Raw genomic sequence first — 15,214 nt, forward strand, 5'->3', positions numbered from 1 at the left:
GAGGGGGCCTGCGTCAGCGGGCGGGGCGGGCCTCGGCCGGCAGCCATTCGAAGGAGGCGGCGGCGTCGGCGGCCTTGTACTCCAGGCCGACCCAGCCGTCGTAACCGGCCTTCTTCAGCTCGTCGAGCAGCTGCTCCAGGGGGAGCTCGCCGGTGCCCGGCGCGCCGCGGCCCGGCTTGTCCGCGATCTGGACGTGGCCGGTCTTGTCGGCGTACTGCGCGATGACCTGGCTGACGTCCTCGCCGTTCATGGCCAGGTGGTAGATGTCGAGGAGGAACTTGGCGTTGCCGAGGCCGGTGGCCGCGTTCACCTTGTCCACGACCTCGATCGCGGAGGGGGCGCTCACCAGCGGGTAGAGCGGCGACTCCGGCTTGTTGAGGGTCTCGACGAGGAGGATCGCGCCGATGCGGTCGGCCGCGCGGGCGGCCAGCACCAGGTTCTCCAGGGCGAGGGCGTCCTGGATCTGCGGGTCCACGCCCTCGACGCGGTTGCCGTAGAGCGCGTTGAGCGCCTTGCAGCCGACGGAGGCGGCGAAGTCGGCGGCCACCTCGATGTTGGCGCGGAAGCGGTCCGACTCCTCCCCGGGCACGGAGAGGGCTCCGCGGTCCGGGCCGGGGAGCTGCCCGGCGTAGAAGTTCAGGCCCACCAGCTGGGTGCCGGCGTCCTCAAGGGCCTTCTTGAGGGCGTCGAGCTCGCTCTGCTCGGGGGTGGCGGTGTCGATCCAGGGCCACCACAGCTCGACCGCGGTGAAGCCCGCCGCGGCGGCGGCCGCGGGGCGCTCCAGGAGCGGGAGTTCCGTGAAGAGGATCGACAGGTTCACATCGAAGCGCTGGTCCGTGTATCCCATGAGGGGCGGCGCTCCTTCCGTATTGCGGAAGTAAGTTTCTGTCTGACGGAATGTTGCAAGGCGGGCGACGCACTTGTCAAGAGGTCCCCGCAGGTCCGGGGCTCCCATGGGGCGGGATCGGGCCGTAGCGTGGGGCCATGGAGCGTTTGAGAGTGGAGTTCACGACCGAGCCGTTCGACCTCGACGAGGCGCCGGCGCACGCGGTCGTGGCCCGTGAGGTCATCCAGTCGGCCGAGCTGGACGCGGTCGACGTCGGCCCCTTCGGCAACACGGCGGAGGGTGGCGCCGACGCGGTGCTGACCGCCGTCGACGCCCTGCTGCGCAAGTCGCTCGCGGCCGGTGCCACGCGCGTCTCGCTCCAGGTCAATGTGATCGGGGAGGGCGGGAAGTGAGCGAGCACCCCTTGGTCGCGGCCGTGAAGCCCCTGGTGGACGCCATGGGCGCCGAGCTGCTGGTCCCCGCGCAGGCGGAGAGCGACGACGTCGTCCTGTCCTGGGAGGGCGAGGACGTGCTCGCCGTGCGCCTGCCGCAGCTCTCGGACTCCCTGGACCGCATCCTCGCGGCGATGGAGCGGCGGCACGGGATGCCGCTGGCCGAACTGGACCGCAAGGCGAAGCAGGAGGTGGTCCGGCTCCTGGAGGCGCGGGGTGCCTTCTCCGTGCGCCACGGAGTGGAGACGGTGGCGGGCGCCCTCGGCGTCAGCCGCTTCACCGTGTACAACTACCTGAACAGGGAGACCGCCCTGAACAGGGAAAAGGCCGCCAAGAGCGAGTAGTTGATCATGTGGTGCCCTCAAGCCGTCGTCCAGATGTCGGGACGACGGCTTTTGTGTGGCCGAGTTTTCAACAAAGTGTTGACGTTGTGTTGCGGAGGGCGTTAGCTATCCGCAGCCCGTTCGACGCACAGCGAAAAACAGCCACGGAGGCTTCCCGTGACTTCAGGTACGACACCGGGTCTGACCCGGTTCAACACCTCCTCGGACAGCGAGGCCGTCGCCGCGCTCCACGAGGTGTGTTCCAGTTCGGCGTGGGGGAGCAAGGTCCTCGCCCAGCGCCCGTTCTCCACCGCCGAAGCCCTCTTCCTCGCCAGTGACGCCGCCATGGCCGAGCTGGCCGCCGAGGACCTGGCCGAGGCGATGGCGGGGCACCCGCCGATCGGTCGACCGAAGGAAGGGGACCCGACCTCCTCCCGCGAACAGAGCGGGATGGCCGGCGCCTCCGCGGAGCTCAAGGCCGAGATGCTCGAACTCAACCTGGCCTACCAGGACAAGTTCGGCCATGTCTTCCTCATCTGCGCCACCGGCAGGACCGGCGAGCAGATGCGCGACGCGGTCCGGGAGCGGATCGGCAACTCGCCCGAGACGGAGCGGGAGATCGTCCGCACCGAACTGGGCAAGATCAACCGCATCCGGCTGAACCGTCTCGTGGAGACCCCCGAGTCCCCCGAGACCTCCGAGACCCCCGAGGAAGCGAGCTCCCGATGAGCACCGACACCACCGCCTCGGTGTCCACCCACATCCTGGACACCAGCATCGGCCGCCCGGCCGAGGGCGTGACCATCACGCTCGCGGCCCGCAGCGGCTCCGACGCGGAGTGGGTCGTGCTCGGCGGCTCCGCCACCGACGCGGACGGGCGCTGCAAGGACCTGCCGGCGCTGCCGGAAGAAACCACCCACGTGCGTCTCGACTTCGAGACCGAGACGTACTTCGCCAAGAAGCAAGCCGAGGCGCAGCAGGACGCCCCCCGCGTAAGGGACAGCGGTGCGTTCTTCCCGGAGGTGGCGATCACGTTCGCCGTCAAGCCGGGCGAGCACTACCACGTACCGCTGCTGCTCAACCCGTTCGGCTACTCCGTTTACCGAGGGAGCTAGCAGACATGCCCACGATTCTCGGCCAGAACCAGTACGGCAAAGCAGAGAACCGCGTCGTCAAGATCACGCGGGACGGCGCCACCCACCACATCAAGGACCTGAACGTCTCCGTCGCCCTCTCCGGCGACCTCGACGACGTCCACCTCACCGGCTCGAACGCCCACTGCCTCCCCACCGACACGACGAAGAACACCGTCTTCGCGTTCGCCAAGGAGTACGGCATCGAGTCCGCCGAGCAGTTCGGCATCCACCTCGCCCGCCACTTCGTGACGAGCCAGGAGCCGATCAAGCGGGCGCGCATCCGGATCGAGGAGTACGCCTGGGAGCGCATCGCCTCCTCCGACGCCAACTCCAAGTTCATCGGCGCCGACGAGGTCAACCACTCCTTCGCCCGCAAGGGCCAGGAGACCCGCGTCTCCCAGATCACCTACGACGGCGAGAAGTGGGAGGTCATCTCCGGCCTCAAGGACCTCGTCGTCATGAACTCCACCAACTCGGAGTTCTGGGGCTACATCAAGGACAAGTACACCACCCTCCAGGAGGCGTACGACCGCATCCTGGCCACCCAGGTGTCCGGCCGCTGGCGGTTCAACTGGACCGACGACGAGCAGCGCATGCCCAACTGGGAGCGGTCCTACGAGCAGACCAGGAAGCACATGCTCGAGGCCTTCTCGGAGACGTACTCGTACTCCCTGCAGCAGACGCTATACCAGATGGCCACGCGCATCATCAACCACCGCTCGGAGATCGACGAAGTCCGCTTCTCGCTCCCGAACAAGCACCACTTCCTGGTGGACCTCGAGCCCTTCGGCCTGAAGAACGACAACGAGGTCTACTACGCCGCCGACCGCATGTACGGCCTCATCGAGGCCACCGTCCTCCGCGACGGAGCCACGGCGCTCATCCCGGTCGACATGACCAACCTCTAAGCGGCATCCGCGTCACCGGCCCCGTCCGCCCGCAGTCGGGCGGGGCCGGTGGACCGGACCGGAGGGAACAACAATGGCTCAGCCTGCAAAGGGGCCGGCATCCGCCGAAGGCCCGTGTTCCACCCCGTCCACCACCACCTCGGCCACGGCCGAGTGCCACCCGGTGGACGAGAAACTCCCCGCCTCGCGGCTCGTCCCCGCGGCACTCCAGCACATCGCCGCCATGTACGCGGGCGTCGTCACCCCTCCGCTCATCATCGGCCAGGCCGTCGGTCTCGACGCCGCCGGAATGACCCGGCTCATCGCGGCCAGCCTGCTCATCGCCGGCTGCGCGACCCTCCTGCAGACCCTCGGCATCGGGCGCTTCGCCGGCAACCGGCTCCCGTTCGTCAACGCCGCCTCGTCCGCCGGCATCGCCCCGATGCTCGCCATCGCCGAGACCAGCGCCCCCGGACACCAACTCCCCGCCATCTACGGCGCGGTGATGGTCGCCGGAGTCTTCTGCCTCGCCGTCGGTCCCTTCTTCGGCAGGCTGCTGCGCTTCTTCCCGCCGCTCGTCACCGGCGTCGTGATCACCCTCATCGGTGTCACCCTGATGCCCGTGCCCGTCGGCTGGGCCCAGGGCGGCGACAAGACCGCCGCCGACTTCGGCTCCATGAAGTACCTGGCACTCGCCGCCTTCACCCTCGTCGTCATCCTGCTCTTCCAGCGCTTCGGCAAGGGCTTCGTCAAGCAGATCGCCCTGCTCCTCGGCCTGCTCCTCGGCACCCTCGCCGCGATCCCCCTCGGGATGGCCGACTTCAGCGCCCTGCGCGAGGCACCCGTCGCGGCCCTGCCCGCCCCCTTCGCCTTCGGCGCCCCCGAGTTCCAGCCCGCCGCGATCCTCTCCCTGTGCATCGTGATGCTGGTCCTCATGACCGAGTCCAGCGCCGGCATGCTCGCCCTCGGCGAGATCTGCGAGCGCCGCAGCGACGGGAAGACCATCACCCGCGGCCTGCGCACCGACGGCATCGCCACCCTGCTCGGCCCCGTCTTCGGCGGCTTCCCGACCTCCGCCTTCGCGCAGAACGTCGGCGTCGTCTCGCTGACCCGGGTCCGCTCCCGGTACGTGGTCGCCGCCGCCGGCGGAGCCCTGCTCGTCCTCGGCGCCTTCCCCGTCCTCGGCGCGGTCGTCTCCATGGTCCCGATGCCCGTCCTCGGCGGCGCCGGCATCGTCCTCTTCGGCTCGATCGCGGTCAGCGGCATCCGTACCCTCTCCGAGGCCGGACTCGACGACAGCTCCAACATCATCCTGGTGGCCGTCGCGCTCGGAGCGGGCATCATCCCGCTCGCCGCGCCCACCTTCTACGCCGGCTTCCCGGCCTGGGCCCAGACGGTGCTCGGCTCCGGCATCAGCGCGGGCGCGCTCGTCGCCGTCCTGCTGAACCTCTTCTTCCACCATCTCGGCACCCGGAGCCGTCACGCGGCTCCGGCACTCAAATCCTCCTAGGGTCCTGCCGTGCCCGAACCATCCCCGAGGAATGAAGGAAGCACCGCCATGGCAGCACCTTCGGCAACCCAGCGCATCGTCATCGAGAACGCGGCGATCGCGACCGTCGACGCGAACGACACCGAGTACGCCTCCGGGTACCTCGTCGTCGCCGACAACAGGATCGAGTCCCTCGGCGCCGGCAAGGCGCCCGAGGGCCTGGAGAACGTGGTCCGCAGGATCGACGCCACCGGTCACCTGGTGACGCCCGGCCTGATCAACACCCACCACCACTTCTACCAGTGGATCACCCGAGGTCTGGCCACCGACCACAACCTCTTCAACTGGCTGGTCGCGCTCTACCCGACGTGGTCGCGGATCGACGAGTCGATGGTCCGCGTCGCCGCCCAGGGCTCCCTGGCGATGATGGCCCGCGGCGGTGTCACCACGGCCATGGACCACCACTACGTGTACCCGCAGGGCTCCGGCGACCTCTCCGGCGCCATCATCGGCGCGGCCGCCGACATGGGCGTCCGCTTCACGCTGGCCCGCGGCTCCATGGACCGCAGCGAGAAGGACGGCGGCCTGCCGCCGGACTTCGCCGTCGAGACCACCGAGGGCGCGCTCGCCGCGACCGAGGAGACGGTCCGCAAGTACCACGACGCCTCCTTCGACGCGATGACCCAGGTCGCCGTCGCCCCCTGTTCGCCCTTCTCCATCTCCACCGAGCTGCTCCGCGAGGGCGCCGCGCTCGGCCGCCGCCTCGGCGTCCGCATGCACACCCACGGCTCGGAGACCGTGGAGGAGGAGAAGTTCTGCCACGAGCTCTTCGGCATGGGCCCGACGGACTACTTCGAGTCCACCGGCTTCCTCGGCGAGGACGTGTGGATGGCGCACTGCGTCCACATGAACGACTCCGACATCGAGGCCTTCGCCCGCACCAAGACCGGTGTCGCGCACTGCCCGTCCTCCAACGCGCGCCTCGCCGCCGGCATCGCCCGCGTACCGGACATGCTCAAGGCGGGCGTCCCCGTCGGCCTCGGCGTCGACGGCACCGCATCCAACGAGTCCGGCGAGCTCCACACCGAGCTGCGCAACGCGCTCCTCATCAACCGGCTCGGCGCCCACCGCGAGGCCGCGCTCAACGCCCGCCAGGCCCTGCGCCTCGGCACCTACGGCGGCGCCCAGGTCCTCGGCCGCGCCGACAACATCGGCTCCCTCGAGGCCGGCAAGCTCGCCGACTTCGTCCTCTGGAAGATCGACGGCCTCGGCCACTCCTCGATCGCCGACCCGGTCACCGCCATCGTCTTCGGCGCGGCGGCCCCGGTCACGGCCTCCTTCGTCAACGGCAAGCAGATCGTCGAGAACAACCGACTGCTGTTCGCCGACGAGGAGCAGATCGCGCGTGACGCGCGCGCGGAGGCGCAGCGCCTGGCCCGCATCACGGCCGGCAGCTGACCCTCCCCATGGAGTCCGACCGAGGGGGACGGCCCTCGGTCGGTCGCCGCGGACCCGAGCGGGGTCCGCGGCAGCCCGACCGGGTGGTGCCGTACGCAGAAGACGTACGGCACCACCCGGGACGGTGAACCCCGCCCGGCACCCCCACACCGGGCATCCGTTGCCCGCCCCGCGCCCCCTCCGCGCGGCCCCGCCCCACCCCGCACCGAGCCGCACCTCCTGCACTTCGCACCGCATCGCACCACCTCCCTGAACCCCTCGTCGCCGCCGACGTGTAACCGACCGGAGGAACCGCCGTGGCCGCCCAGCCCCAGGTTCGCAATGCAACCGACGCAGGCTCCGCTCCCGAAGACCTTGAGAAGCACCCGGTCGACGAGACGCTGCCCCCTCTCAAGATGCTCACCAGCGGCCTCCAGCACGTGGCCGCCATGTACGCGGGCGTCGTCGCCCCGCCCCTGATCGTCGGAGCGGCCGTCGGCCTCTCCGGTACCGAGCTCACCTTCCTCACCGGCGCGAGCCTCTTCACCGCCGGACTCGCCACCTTCCTCCAGACGCTCGGGATCTGGAAGATCGGCGCCAGGCTGCCGTTCGTCAACGGCGTCACCTTCGCCGGTGTCGCGCCGATGCTGGCGATCGTCAACACCACCGAGAACAAGGCGGACGCGCTGCCCGTGATCTTCGGCGCGATCATCGTCGCCGGACTCCTCGGCTTCGCCGCCGCCCCCTTCTTCTCCCGGCTCGTGCGGTTCTTCCCGCCGGTCGTCACCGGCTCCGTGATCACCCTCATCGGCGTCTCCCTCCTCCCGGTCGCGTTCGGTTGGGCCCAGGGGCCCAACCCCAAGGCCGAGGACTACGGTTCGACCACGTACCTCTCGCTCGCCGGCATCACGCTCGTCGTGGTCCTGCTGCTCCGCCGCTTCACCCGCGGCTTCCTCAAGCAGGTCGCGGTCCTGGTCGGCCTCGTCCTCGGCACGCTCATCGCCATACCGTTCGGGGTCACCGACTTCTCCCCGGTGAAGGAGGCCGACCTCGTCGGCTTCCCGACCCCCTTCCACTTCGGTGCCCCGCAGTTCGCCCTCGCCGCGATCGTCTCCATGTGCGTGGTCATGCTGGTCTCCATGACCGAGTCGACCGCCGACATGCTGGCGCTCGGCGAGATCGTCGAGCGGCCCGCCGACGCGAGGACCATCGCGGCCGGACTGCGCGCCGACACCCTCGGCTCCGCGCTCAGCCCGCTCTTCAACGGCTTCATGTGCAGCGCCTTCGCGCAGAACATCGGCCTGGTCGCCATGACCAGGATCCGCAGCCGCTTCGTCGTCGCCTGCGGCGGTGGCTTCCTGGTCCTCTTCGGCCTCTCGCCGGTCGCCGCCTCGCTCATCTCGGTCGTGCCCCGGCCGGTCCTCGGCGGCGCGGGCGTCGTCCTCTTCGGCTCGGTCGCCGCCAGCGGCATCCAGACCCTGGTCAAGGCCGGCCTGGAGAAGGACAACAACGTGCTGATCGTGGCCGTCTCGCTGGCCATCGGCATCATCCCGATCACCAAGCCGGAGTTCTACCACGCCTTCCCGGAGACGGCGAAGATCATCCTGGACTCCGGCATCTCCACCGGCTGCGTGGCCGCCGTCCTGCTCAACTTCGTCTTCAACCACCTGGGCCGGGGCCGCGACGCCGACGAGGTCACCGCGCCCATGGAGCCGGGCGGGGAGATCTCCGGCACCGCCGACGCGAAGGCGGCGCACGCCCACTGAACCCGCTCCCCGTCCCACCGCCCGCCCCGGTCCCCGCGCACGCCGCGGGGCCCGGGGCCGTGGCGCATGCCGACCGCGGGCGGCCGGGGGCCGTGGTGCTGATCAACCCCAACACCTCCACCGCCACGACCGCGATGATGACCGCCATCGCCCGCCGCGCCCTGGGTCCCGCCCTCCCCGTCCGCGGCGTGACCGCCGCCCACGGCCCGCTCATGCTCACCGACCCGGACGCCCTGCGCGCCGCCGCCCCCGAGGTCCTCACCGCCGGCCTCCACGCCATGGCCCAGGGCGACTGCGCCGCCCTCCTCGTCGCCGCCTTCGGCGACCCGGGCCTGACCGCACTGCGGGAGGCGACGGCCGCCACCAGTGCGACGAGCACGACGAGCGCGACCGACGCGACGGCAGCGCTCCGGGCGAGGAGAGCGGCCGGGGCGAGGAGAGCGGCCGAGGCGACGGCGGCCGCGGCGGCCGGGGCGGCGGAGACGCCTCCCGCGGCCGGCATTCCCGTCGTCGGCATCGGCGAGGCCGCGCTCCTGGAGGCGGCCGCCGACGGAACGCCCTTCGGCATCGCGACCACCACCCCGCTCCTCGCGGAGGCCATCGCCGAGCGCGTCACGGCCCTGGGCCTCGCGGACCGGTACACCGGCCTCCGGCTCACCGAGGGCGCCCCCGAACGCCTCTCCGCCGACCCGGCGCTCCTCCTCGACCAGCTGGAGCGCGCCGTCCGCGCCTGTGCCGAACGGGACGGGGCGCGCGCCGTCGTCATCGGCGGCGGCCCGCTCGGCGAGGCGGCCGAGGAACTCCAGGCCCGCTGCGCGGTCCGGGTCGTCGCCCCGATCCCGGCGGCCTGCCGCGCGATCGTCCGCCTGCTGACGGCCTGACGGTCGGCGGCGGTGCTCATCGCTCCACCGCGATCCGCCGCCGGCACTCCCGGGCCAGCGCGGGGTAGGCGGCGGCGATCGCCTCGTACATCCGCCGCCGCAGCAGCCGCTCGGCCTCGCCCCGGCCGGTCTCCCCGTACAGCCCGTCGAGCAGCGACTCGTACCGCGCGAGGGCGTGCCGCAGATAGCTCACCTGCCACCGCACCAGGGAGGCGGCGGGGTCCGGCCCGGGACTGCGGGCCCCCAGCAGGTGCCGGTGCCGCACCGCCCGCCGCTCCAGCTCGGGTCCGGGCAGCAGGGGCACCTCGATCGGCTCCGCGCGGATCGCGGTCAGGACGGCGGCCCGCCGCAGCTCGGCGTGCTCCCCGGGGGCCGCGGCCCGGGCCCGGCGGAGCGCGGCCGCCTCGCCGAACTCGGCCGTCCGCTCCACCGCCTCCACCCGCGCCAGGAGATAGAGCCGCACCGGCGCGAGGGACCAGCGGCGCGGATCGCGCCCCTGCACGTCGGGCATGCCGAGCAGGTCCCGCACCATCGCGTCGGTCCAGCCGCGCCGGCGCACCCCGGCGAGCGTCACATAGGTCGTACGGTCCGTCATGATTCCCCCAGGTTCGACTACGGAGCGTGACGATTCCAGTGAAGCGCACCCCACTGACAACGCCCCCTTGCCGGACCTCCGCCCCCTGTGCGATATAGGTCTGGACCTTTTCGACGGACGGAGGCCGGCCCGTGCAACGCACGCTCACCGCAAGCCTGTTGACCGCGCTCGCACTCACCCTCACCGCCTGCGCCGGCCCCGCCGCCCCCGCGCCGGAGGACACCCGCGCCCCCACCGCCCCCACCGGGGTCACCGCCACCGCGGGCAGCGCGAGCACCGTCCACGTCATGTGGAGCGCGGCCACCGACGACCGCGCCGTCACCGGATACGCCGTCTACCGCGAGGGGCGCGAGGTCAAGGACCTCCCCGCCACCACCCTGATGACCGACGTCGTCGGCCTCACCCCCGCGACCCGCCACCGCTTCACCGTCCGTGCCCGCGACGCCGCCGGCAACGTCTCGGCCCCCAGCGCCACCGTCACCGCGACCACCCTCCCCGCCGCCGCCGAGGACCGCACACCCCCCACCGCCCCGACCGCGCTGCGCGCCACCGCCGACGGCAACCGCGCCGCCACCCTCCACTGGTCCCCGGCCCGCGACGACACCCGCGTCACCGCGTACGACGTCTACCAGGCCGACACCCGCATCCACACCGTCCCCGGCACCGCCACCACCGCCCACCTCACCGGCCTGCGCCCCGGCACCGCCTACGCGTTCACCGTCCGCGCCCGCGACGCCGCCGAGAACTCCTCCCCGGACAGCACCCCGGCCGACCTCACCACCTCCCCGTCCCCCGGCGCCCCACCGAACACCGCCCCCACCGCCCTCACCGCCACGGCCACCCAGGGCGAGATCACCCTCACCTGGACCCCACCGAAGACGGGCGCCCCCGTCACCCACCACGAACTCCACCTCAACGGCCGCTTCGCCACCACCATCGTCTGGGGCACCACCCCACCCCCCGGCCGCGCCACCTACACCTTCGCCGTCCAGGACCCCCCTGGCACCCGCTACACCCTCACCCTCCGCGCCCAACTCCCGGACGGCACCTGGGGCGACTTCTCGGCACCGAGGACGGTGGTGGTCCGCTGAACCGCCCTCCGCGTGGCCGGAACCGCACCCTTTCGCCGGACGTGACGGTCCCTCACCCTGCGATCAGGGGATGCGACAGAGCGCTGGGGGGACGCCGATGTCCGAGCCGATCTACGTACCCGCACTGCCCGCCCGGTGGAGCGCGCTCACGGCGTACGGCCTGCTGACGCCGGACGTACGCACGCGCGTGGCGCCCCTCTGGACCGTCCCGCCCCGGGTCGGCGGCGAGCGGACCCCCGGCCGCCCACCGCTCCACCCCCTCGACCCCGACCCGGCCGCACTCGCCCGCCACACGTACGAGGCCTTCGGCCTGATCGCGCGGGTGCAGCGCGATCACCCCGCCTGGGTCGACACCTGCCATGTCGAGCGCGAGCCCGGATTCCCCGGCTCCGGCGCGGCCGGGCCGCCGCTGCGGCCCGTGACCGGCGTCGAGCGCGACCCCCGGCAGCAGGTGGCCTGCGCCGAGGCGGCCCGATCCGGTGGCACCGGTCTCGGCGTCCGGCTACGCCCGACCGGGCCCCCTGACGAGCGGTCGGCGGAAGCCCTCTGCCGTCTCCTCGAACGGATCGCCTTCGCACGGTGTCCGGTGGACCTCCTCGTCGACCTGGGCGAGGTCGACGAGGAACAGGACGCGCACCACACGGCGCTCCACACCCTGAACCTCCTCGGCCCCCTGCACCCCTGGCGCACCGTCGTCCTCCTCGCCGGCGCCTTCCCCCGCACCCACCCCGAGGCGTACGGAGCACCCCTGGCCGAGACGTACCGGACCGACCGTCACCTTCCCGACCTGCTCCGCCACGCCGGACACGGTCCGCGACCCGCCTACGGCGACTACGGGGCGCACGACGCGGCGAGCGCGGACCGCGTCTCCGACACGGGCGACGACCCGTTCCGCGGAGCCCTGCGCTACACCACCGCGCTCACCTTCCTCGTCGGCGAGGTACCGGCGGAGACCGACCACCACCTGACGGTCCGGGCGCTCGCCCGGGAGATCGTCGCCGCCCCCGACTTCAGGGGAGCGGAGTACAGCGAGGGAGACCGCTGGCTCCAGGTCTGCGCCGACGGCACGGGCCCGCCCGGCACCGGCCACCCCGATTCCTGGATCCTCGCCGGCCACGTCCAGCACCTGACCCACGTCGCCCGCGAACTGCGCCGACACTCCTGACCCGTCGCTCTTGCCCGCCGGAACCGGCCCCCCGGAATTACCCTGGGAAGCGTGGCCGGGACCGTTCTCACCAACACCGGGCTCGACAGCTTCCTCGACGGAGCGACCGAGCGTCGTGACCCCGCGTTCGCGCGGGCCGCGGAAGCGGTCCTGGGGCTGCTCGCGCTGCGCGGGGCGGACCGGGCGACGGGGCTGCCGGAGCCGACGCCGGGGCTCGTGCGGCAGCTGTTGGTCGAGGATCTGCCGACCTTCGTGTACGCGCCGCCGGGGGAGCTCGCCGCTTATCCGGCCGTGCTCGGGGAGCTCGCGGCGCGGTTCGACGGAGGGCGGCAGGAGCGGATCGCCGTGGTGGTCGCGGAGTCCGCGCCCGATTTCGAACGGGCCATGAACGACCCCGGCAACCTCACCTGGCACCGCTGGTACGCCTCGCTCCTGCGCACGGTCGGCGCCGACCTCGACGACCCCGAGGACGTACGGCGCAGGCTCGCCGCCCTCGACGGCGCACCGCTTCCCGACGGCGTGCACCGCGCCCACCTCATGGGCCGGACGGCACTCGCGGACGTCCTGCTCGCGGAGGCGCTCACGCACGCGTACGTACGGGACGCCGAGACGCCCCCCGCCTCGGGGCCGCTGCTCACCGACCACGCCGTCGCGACCGGCATCGGGCAGCTCGCCGCCGCCCTCCAGGACCGCTGGACCGCCGCCGGGCTCGCCGAGCAGCTCGCCGGACCGTACGCGCGGTTCGCGCCGGGACCCGAGGCCTTCCCGCACCTCGTCCTCGCCGACGCCCTCCTCGACGAGCACCTCGACTACTACGGGGACCCCGCCGCCCCCGCGCCCCCGCCGCCCGCGATCGAGACCGGGCCGGTCGAGGAGGACGCCGACGCCCTCATCGCCGCCGTCGAGGAGCTCGCGGAGGAGGAGTTCGAGCCCTACGGGGGCGAGGCGCCGCACCTGCTGTACGCGGTCTACCAGCGCGGCTGCTCCGCCGAGTCCGTCGCCCGCAAGGCCGCCGAGTACGAGGACTGGGCCGTCGACCCGGACCTGGAGGACCTGCCCGTACCCGTGCCGGACGCGGCACCCGACGCGTACGCCGTCCCGCCCGTGGCGGAGCTCGGGCGCCTCCTCGGCACGGCCGAGCCGACCGAGGAGGACCGGGACCGGCTCGAAGGACCGGCCCGCGACCTCGCCGCGGTCCTCGACCACCTCGCCGCCACCGGGCTGGTCTTCCGCGCCGGAGACGCCTTCGGACTCACCCCGCGCGGCGCGGGCGTCGTCCGCTACCTGCTCGGAGTGCGCGGGGTCGCCGCCCCCGACGCCGCCGAGGCCCTCGCCTGGACCGCGTCGGACGTGGTCGCCGCCGCCGGAGGCTGGTCGGCGTCCGTCGCCGCGCGCGTACTCGCCGACTGGCTCCACGCGCGCGCGGACACCGCCGACGCCTGGTCCCGGCTGCTCGCCGCCCTCGGCACCGTCCACGCCGGCACCGAAGAGGCGGCCGCCACCCGAGGCCTCTTCGCCGTCCTGGACACCGCCGGAGCGCCGCCCGAGGCCCTGCGCGGCGCCCTCCGCGACCCGGTCATCGGCGCGTACGCCCTCGACGCCCTGCGGGACAGGGGCGAGGAGGCGGACCCGATCCAGGTGCGGACCTCGGCCCGGGCCCTGCACGTCCTGGACGCGCTGCCCGCCAAGAAGGGGCCCCTGGAGTCCCGCCGCGCCGCCTTCGACACGGCGGCGGCCTCCTGGCCCGGCGGTTCCGCCGCCCTGGTCCGCGCGATGGCCGCCGCGGACCGGCACGAGACCGAGCGGGTCCTCCGCCCGCTCGGCATCGCCCTCCCGTGACCGTGACCGCTACCCCGCCGTGAGGTACATCCCCGACGGCCCCGCCCCCGCCGTGTTCCGGCAGCTCTGGTTCCCCGTCGGGCGGGCGTAGACCAGGGCCAGGCAGCGGCCGAAGCCCTGCTGGCCGTAGGCGTTGGGGTGCATCGACTCCTGGACGAGGCCCTGCGTGCTCTGGCTGTCGATCCAGCGCGCCCACTCGCTCGTCGTCGCCGACGGCGGCACGGTCGCCGTCACCTGCCTGCTGGCCTTCGCGCAGACCTCGCGGCCCTGGAGCGCGTCCCGCAGGTCCAGGAACTGCACGCCCTTGGCCGTGGCGACTGCCTTGAGGCGGTCGGCGATCTGCGGGACCAGGGAGTCGCGGGCCCAGTCGGAGTCGAGGTTCCAGAAGGGGCAGCCACCGGTGTTCGTACGGGCCCAGCCGCTCTCCGCGTACCGGTTCTCGGCGGCGCGCGGGATGGGGGAGGGGTACGACTGGAGCACGATCCGGTAGTCGGAGGCGGCGTACCCGGCGGTGGTCATGACCGCCCGGATCTCGTCCACGGACCGGCCGACGTCGGCCATCACGCCGTCGATCTTCGCGTCGACCTCGGCCTGCTGGTCGTCGTGGCAGTACGAGTACCAGACGATGTAGTCGGTCGCGCAGGTCGAGATGATGTCGGCGAAGCCGAGGTCGTTGCCGCCGATGGACAGCGCGATCAGCTTGACGTCGTTCGCGGCGGCCACCGCCGCCAGCTGGTCGGCCTGGGGCGCCTCGCCCTTGTAGGCCTCGCCGCCCTGGGAGGCGCGGAAGACGTTCTTCGTGGTCGCCCCGGAGCAGGCGAGGTTGATCAGGGAGGAGGCGATGGACCCGGCGCTCCTCACCTCGGAGACGTCCGAGCGGTGGCAGCCGCCCGCCGTGGTGCCGTACACCCGGGACGGGTCGTACGCACTGCCGGTCCAGGCCCGGTCGGTGCCGTTGCGGCTGCCGGAGTTGGTCAGGCTGTTGCCCTGCCAGCGGCCGGCCTCGCCGGAGATGTAGCTGTCGCCCATGGCGACGACGGCGGTGGGGCCGGAGCCGGGGGAGGCGTGGGCGACGGGGGCGGTGAGGGAGGCGAGCCCGGCGGCGGTACACAGTGCCAGGAGTGCGCGCAGCGCACGGTGGGGGGTCGAAGGCATGGCTGTGCTCCTGCGGTATGCGGTACGCAGTGACGTGGGGGACAGCCGCCGGCCGGTGGCATGGCGGAATCTCGCACGGCGTGGCTTATTACCGCTAGGTAGCTGCATATCTCGGTTCCGTCACGTCACCTGTGCGGCGATCGGGAACGGACAGGGCTCCGCCCCCGGCGCC

Annotated in this window: 15 protein-coding genes; 12 read left to right on the forward strand and 3 right to left on the reverse strand. The window is 72.6% G+C overall.

What is annotated here, in order from left to right; genetic code table 11:
* Positions 1–13: 13 nt before the first annotated feature.
* Positions 14–847 carry a TIM barrel protein gene (locus tag ACH4TP_RS10770; RefSeq protein ID WP_398185358.1) on the reverse strand — a complete coding sequence of 278 codons (834 nt, stop codon included), beginning with the start codon at positions 845–847 and terminating at the stop codon, positions 14–16.
* A gap of 137 nt (positions 848–984) precedes the next feature.
* Here ACH4TP_RS10770 and ACH4TP_RS10775 point away from each other — a divergent pair, with 137 nt between their 5' ends.
* The 9 genes from ACH4TP_RS10775 to ACH4TP_RS10815 all read left to right on the forward strand — a co-directional run bounded on the left by ACH4TP_RS10775 (position 985) and on the right by ACH4TP_RS10815 (position 9,197).
* Positions 985–1,239, forward strand: coding sequence for a hypothetical protein (locus ACH4TP_RS10775; RefSeq protein WP_383791335.1), 255 nt, complete (start codon positions 985–987; stop codon positions 1,237–1,239).
* Positions 1,240–1,283: 44 nt separating this feature from the next.
* The gene (locus ACH4TP_RS10780) at positions 1,284–1,622 is read left to right on the forward strand and encodes a helix-turn-helix domain-containing protein (protein WP_398437833.1); all 339 of its coding nucleotides are present in this window, start codon (positions 1,284–1,286) and stop codon (positions 1,620–1,622) included.
* A gap of 156 nt (positions 1,623–1,778) precedes the next feature.
* Positions 1,779–2,330 (forward strand): 2-oxo-4-hydroxy-4-carboxy-5-ureidoimidazoline decarboxylase, encoded by a 552-nt coding sequence (uraD, locus tag ACH4TP_RS10785; RefSeq protein ID WP_389232844.1) that lies wholly within the window; start codon positions 1,779–1,781, stop codon positions 2,328–2,330.
* On the forward strand, positions 2,327–2,716 hold the full coding sequence (uraH, locus tag ACH4TP_RS10790; protein ID WP_389232848.1) for a hydroxyisourate hydrolase: 390 nt from the start codon (positions 2,327–2,329) through the stop codon (positions 2,714–2,716). The genes uraD and uraH overlap by 4 nt, the downstream gene beginning before the upstream one ends.
* A gap of 5 nt (positions 2,717–2,721) precedes the next feature.
* Positions 2,722–3,645 (forward strand): factor-independent urate hydroxylase, encoded by a 924-nt coding sequence (pucL, locus tag ACH4TP_RS10795; RefSeq protein WP_389232851.1) that lies wholly within the window; start codon positions 2,722–2,724, stop codon positions 3,643–3,645.
* Between the two features lie 73 nt (positions 3,646–3,718).
* Complete coding sequence (locus ACH4TP_RS10800) at positions 3,719–5,134, forward strand: nucleobase:cation symporter-2 family protein (RefSeq protein WP_398437088.1); 1,416 nt, start codon at positions 3,719–3,721, stop codon at positions 5,132–5,134.
* Positions 5,135–5,182: 48 nt separating this feature from the next.
* Entirely contained in the window at positions 5,183–6,571 is a 1,389-nt protein-coding gene (locus ACH4TP_RS10805; protein ID WP_389232857.1) for an 8-oxoguanine deaminase, read from the forward strand.
* Between the two features lie 296 nt (positions 6,572–6,867).
* Positions 6,868–8,316, forward strand: coding sequence for a nucleobase:cation symporter-2 family protein (locus ACH4TP_RS10810; protein WP_389232860.1), 1,449 nt, complete (start codon positions 6,868–6,870; stop codon positions 8,314–8,316).
* A gap of 59 nt (positions 8,317–8,375) precedes the next feature.
* On the forward strand, positions 8,376–9,197 hold the full coding sequence (locus ACH4TP_RS10815; protein ID WP_398437091.1) for an aspartate/glutamate racemase family protein: 822 nt from the start codon (positions 8,376–8,378) through the stop codon (positions 9,195–9,197).
* A 16-nt stretch (positions 9,198–9,213) separates the two neighbouring features.
* Here the strand turns inward: ACH4TP_RS10815 and ACH4TP_RS10820 are convergent, their stop codons facing one another.
* A complete protein-coding gene (locus ACH4TP_RS10820; protein ID WP_398437093.1) occupies positions 9,214–9,792 on the reverse strand; it encodes a hypothetical protein in 579 nt (192 codons plus the stop codon).
* Positions 9,793–9,923: 131 nt separating this feature from the next.
* Here ACH4TP_RS10820 and ACH4TP_RS10825 point away from each other — a divergent pair, with 131 nt between their 5' ends.
* The 3 genes from ACH4TP_RS10825 (at position 9,924) to ACH4TP_RS10835 (ending at position 13,887) form a co-directional block, all read left to right on the forward strand.
* Entirely contained in the window at positions 9,924–10,883 is a 960-nt protein-coding gene (locus ACH4TP_RS10825) for a fibronectin type III domain-containing protein (RefSeq protein ID WP_398437094.1), read from the forward strand.
* A gap of 97 nt (positions 10,884–10,980) precedes the next feature.
* Complete coding sequence (locus tag ACH4TP_RS10830; protein ID WP_398437096.1) at positions 10,981–12,048, forward strand: hypothetical protein; 1,068 nt, start codon at positions 10,981–10,983, stop codon at positions 12,046–12,048.
* 51 nt (positions 12,049–12,099) lie between these two features.
* Positions 12,100–13,887 carry a hypothetical protein gene (locus ACH4TP_RS10835; RefSeq protein ID WP_398437098.1) on the forward strand — a complete coding sequence of 596 codons (1,788 nt, stop codon included), beginning with the start codon at positions 12,100–12,102 and terminating at the stop codon, positions 13,885–13,887.
* A gap of 9 nt (positions 13,888–13,896) precedes the next feature.
* Here ACH4TP_RS10835 and ACH4TP_RS10840 read toward each other — a convergent pair whose 3' ends face one another.
* The gene (locus ACH4TP_RS10840) at positions 13,897–15,042 is read right to left on the reverse strand and encodes a GDSL-type esterase/lipase family protein (protein WP_398437099.1); all 1,146 of its coding nucleotides are present in this window, start codon (positions 15,040–15,042) and stop codon (positions 13,897–13,899) included.
* Between the last annotated feature and the right edge of the window lie 172 nt (positions 15,043–15,214).

The sequence above is a fragment of the Streptomyces sp. NPDC021012 genome, assembly GCF_044333355.1.
In the GTDB taxonomy this organism is placed as follows: domain Bacteria; phylum Actinomycetota; class Actinomycetes; order Streptomycetales; family Streptomycetaceae; genus Streptomyces.

Coding starts and splice junctions, on each gene's coding strand:
- ACH4TP_RS10770 (WP_398185358.1), bottom strand. CDS start 847: ATGGGATACACGGACCAGCGCTTCGATGTGAACCTGTCGATCCTCTTC.
- ACH4TP_RS10775 (WP_383791335.1), top strand. CDS start 985: ATGGAGCGTTTGAGAGTGGAGTTCACGACCGAGCCGTTCGACCTCGAC.
- ACH4TP_RS10780 (WP_398437833.1), top strand. CDS start 1,284: ATGGGCGCCGAGCTGCTGGTCCCCGCGCAGGCGGAGAGCGACGACGTC.
- uraH (WP_389232848.1), top strand. CDS start 2,327: ATGAGCACCGACACCACCGCCTCGGTGTCCACCCACATCCTGGACACC.
- pucL (WP_389232851.1), top strand. CDS start 2,722: ATGCCCACGATTCTCGGCCAGAACCAGTACGGCAAAGCAGAGAACCGC.
- ACH4TP_RS10800 (WP_398437088.1), top strand. CDS start 3,719: ATGGCTCAGCCTGCAAAGGGGCCGGCATCCGCCGAAGGCCCGTGTTCC.
- ACH4TP_RS10805 (WP_389232857.1), top strand. CDS start 5,183: ATGGCAGCACCTTCGGCAACCCAGCGCATCGTCATCGAGAACGCGGCG.
- ACH4TP_RS10820 (WP_398437093.1), bottom strand. CDS start 9,792: ATGACGGACCGTACGACCTATGTGACGCTCGCCGGGGTGCGCCGGCGC.
- ACH4TP_RS10830 (WP_398437096.1), top strand. CDS start 10,981: ATGTCCGAGCCGATCTACGTACCCGCACTGCCCGCCCGGTGGAGCGCG.
- ACH4TP_RS10840 (WP_398437099.1), bottom strand. CDS start 15,042: ATGCCTTCGACCCCCCACCGTGCGCTGCGCGCACTCCTGGCACTGTGT.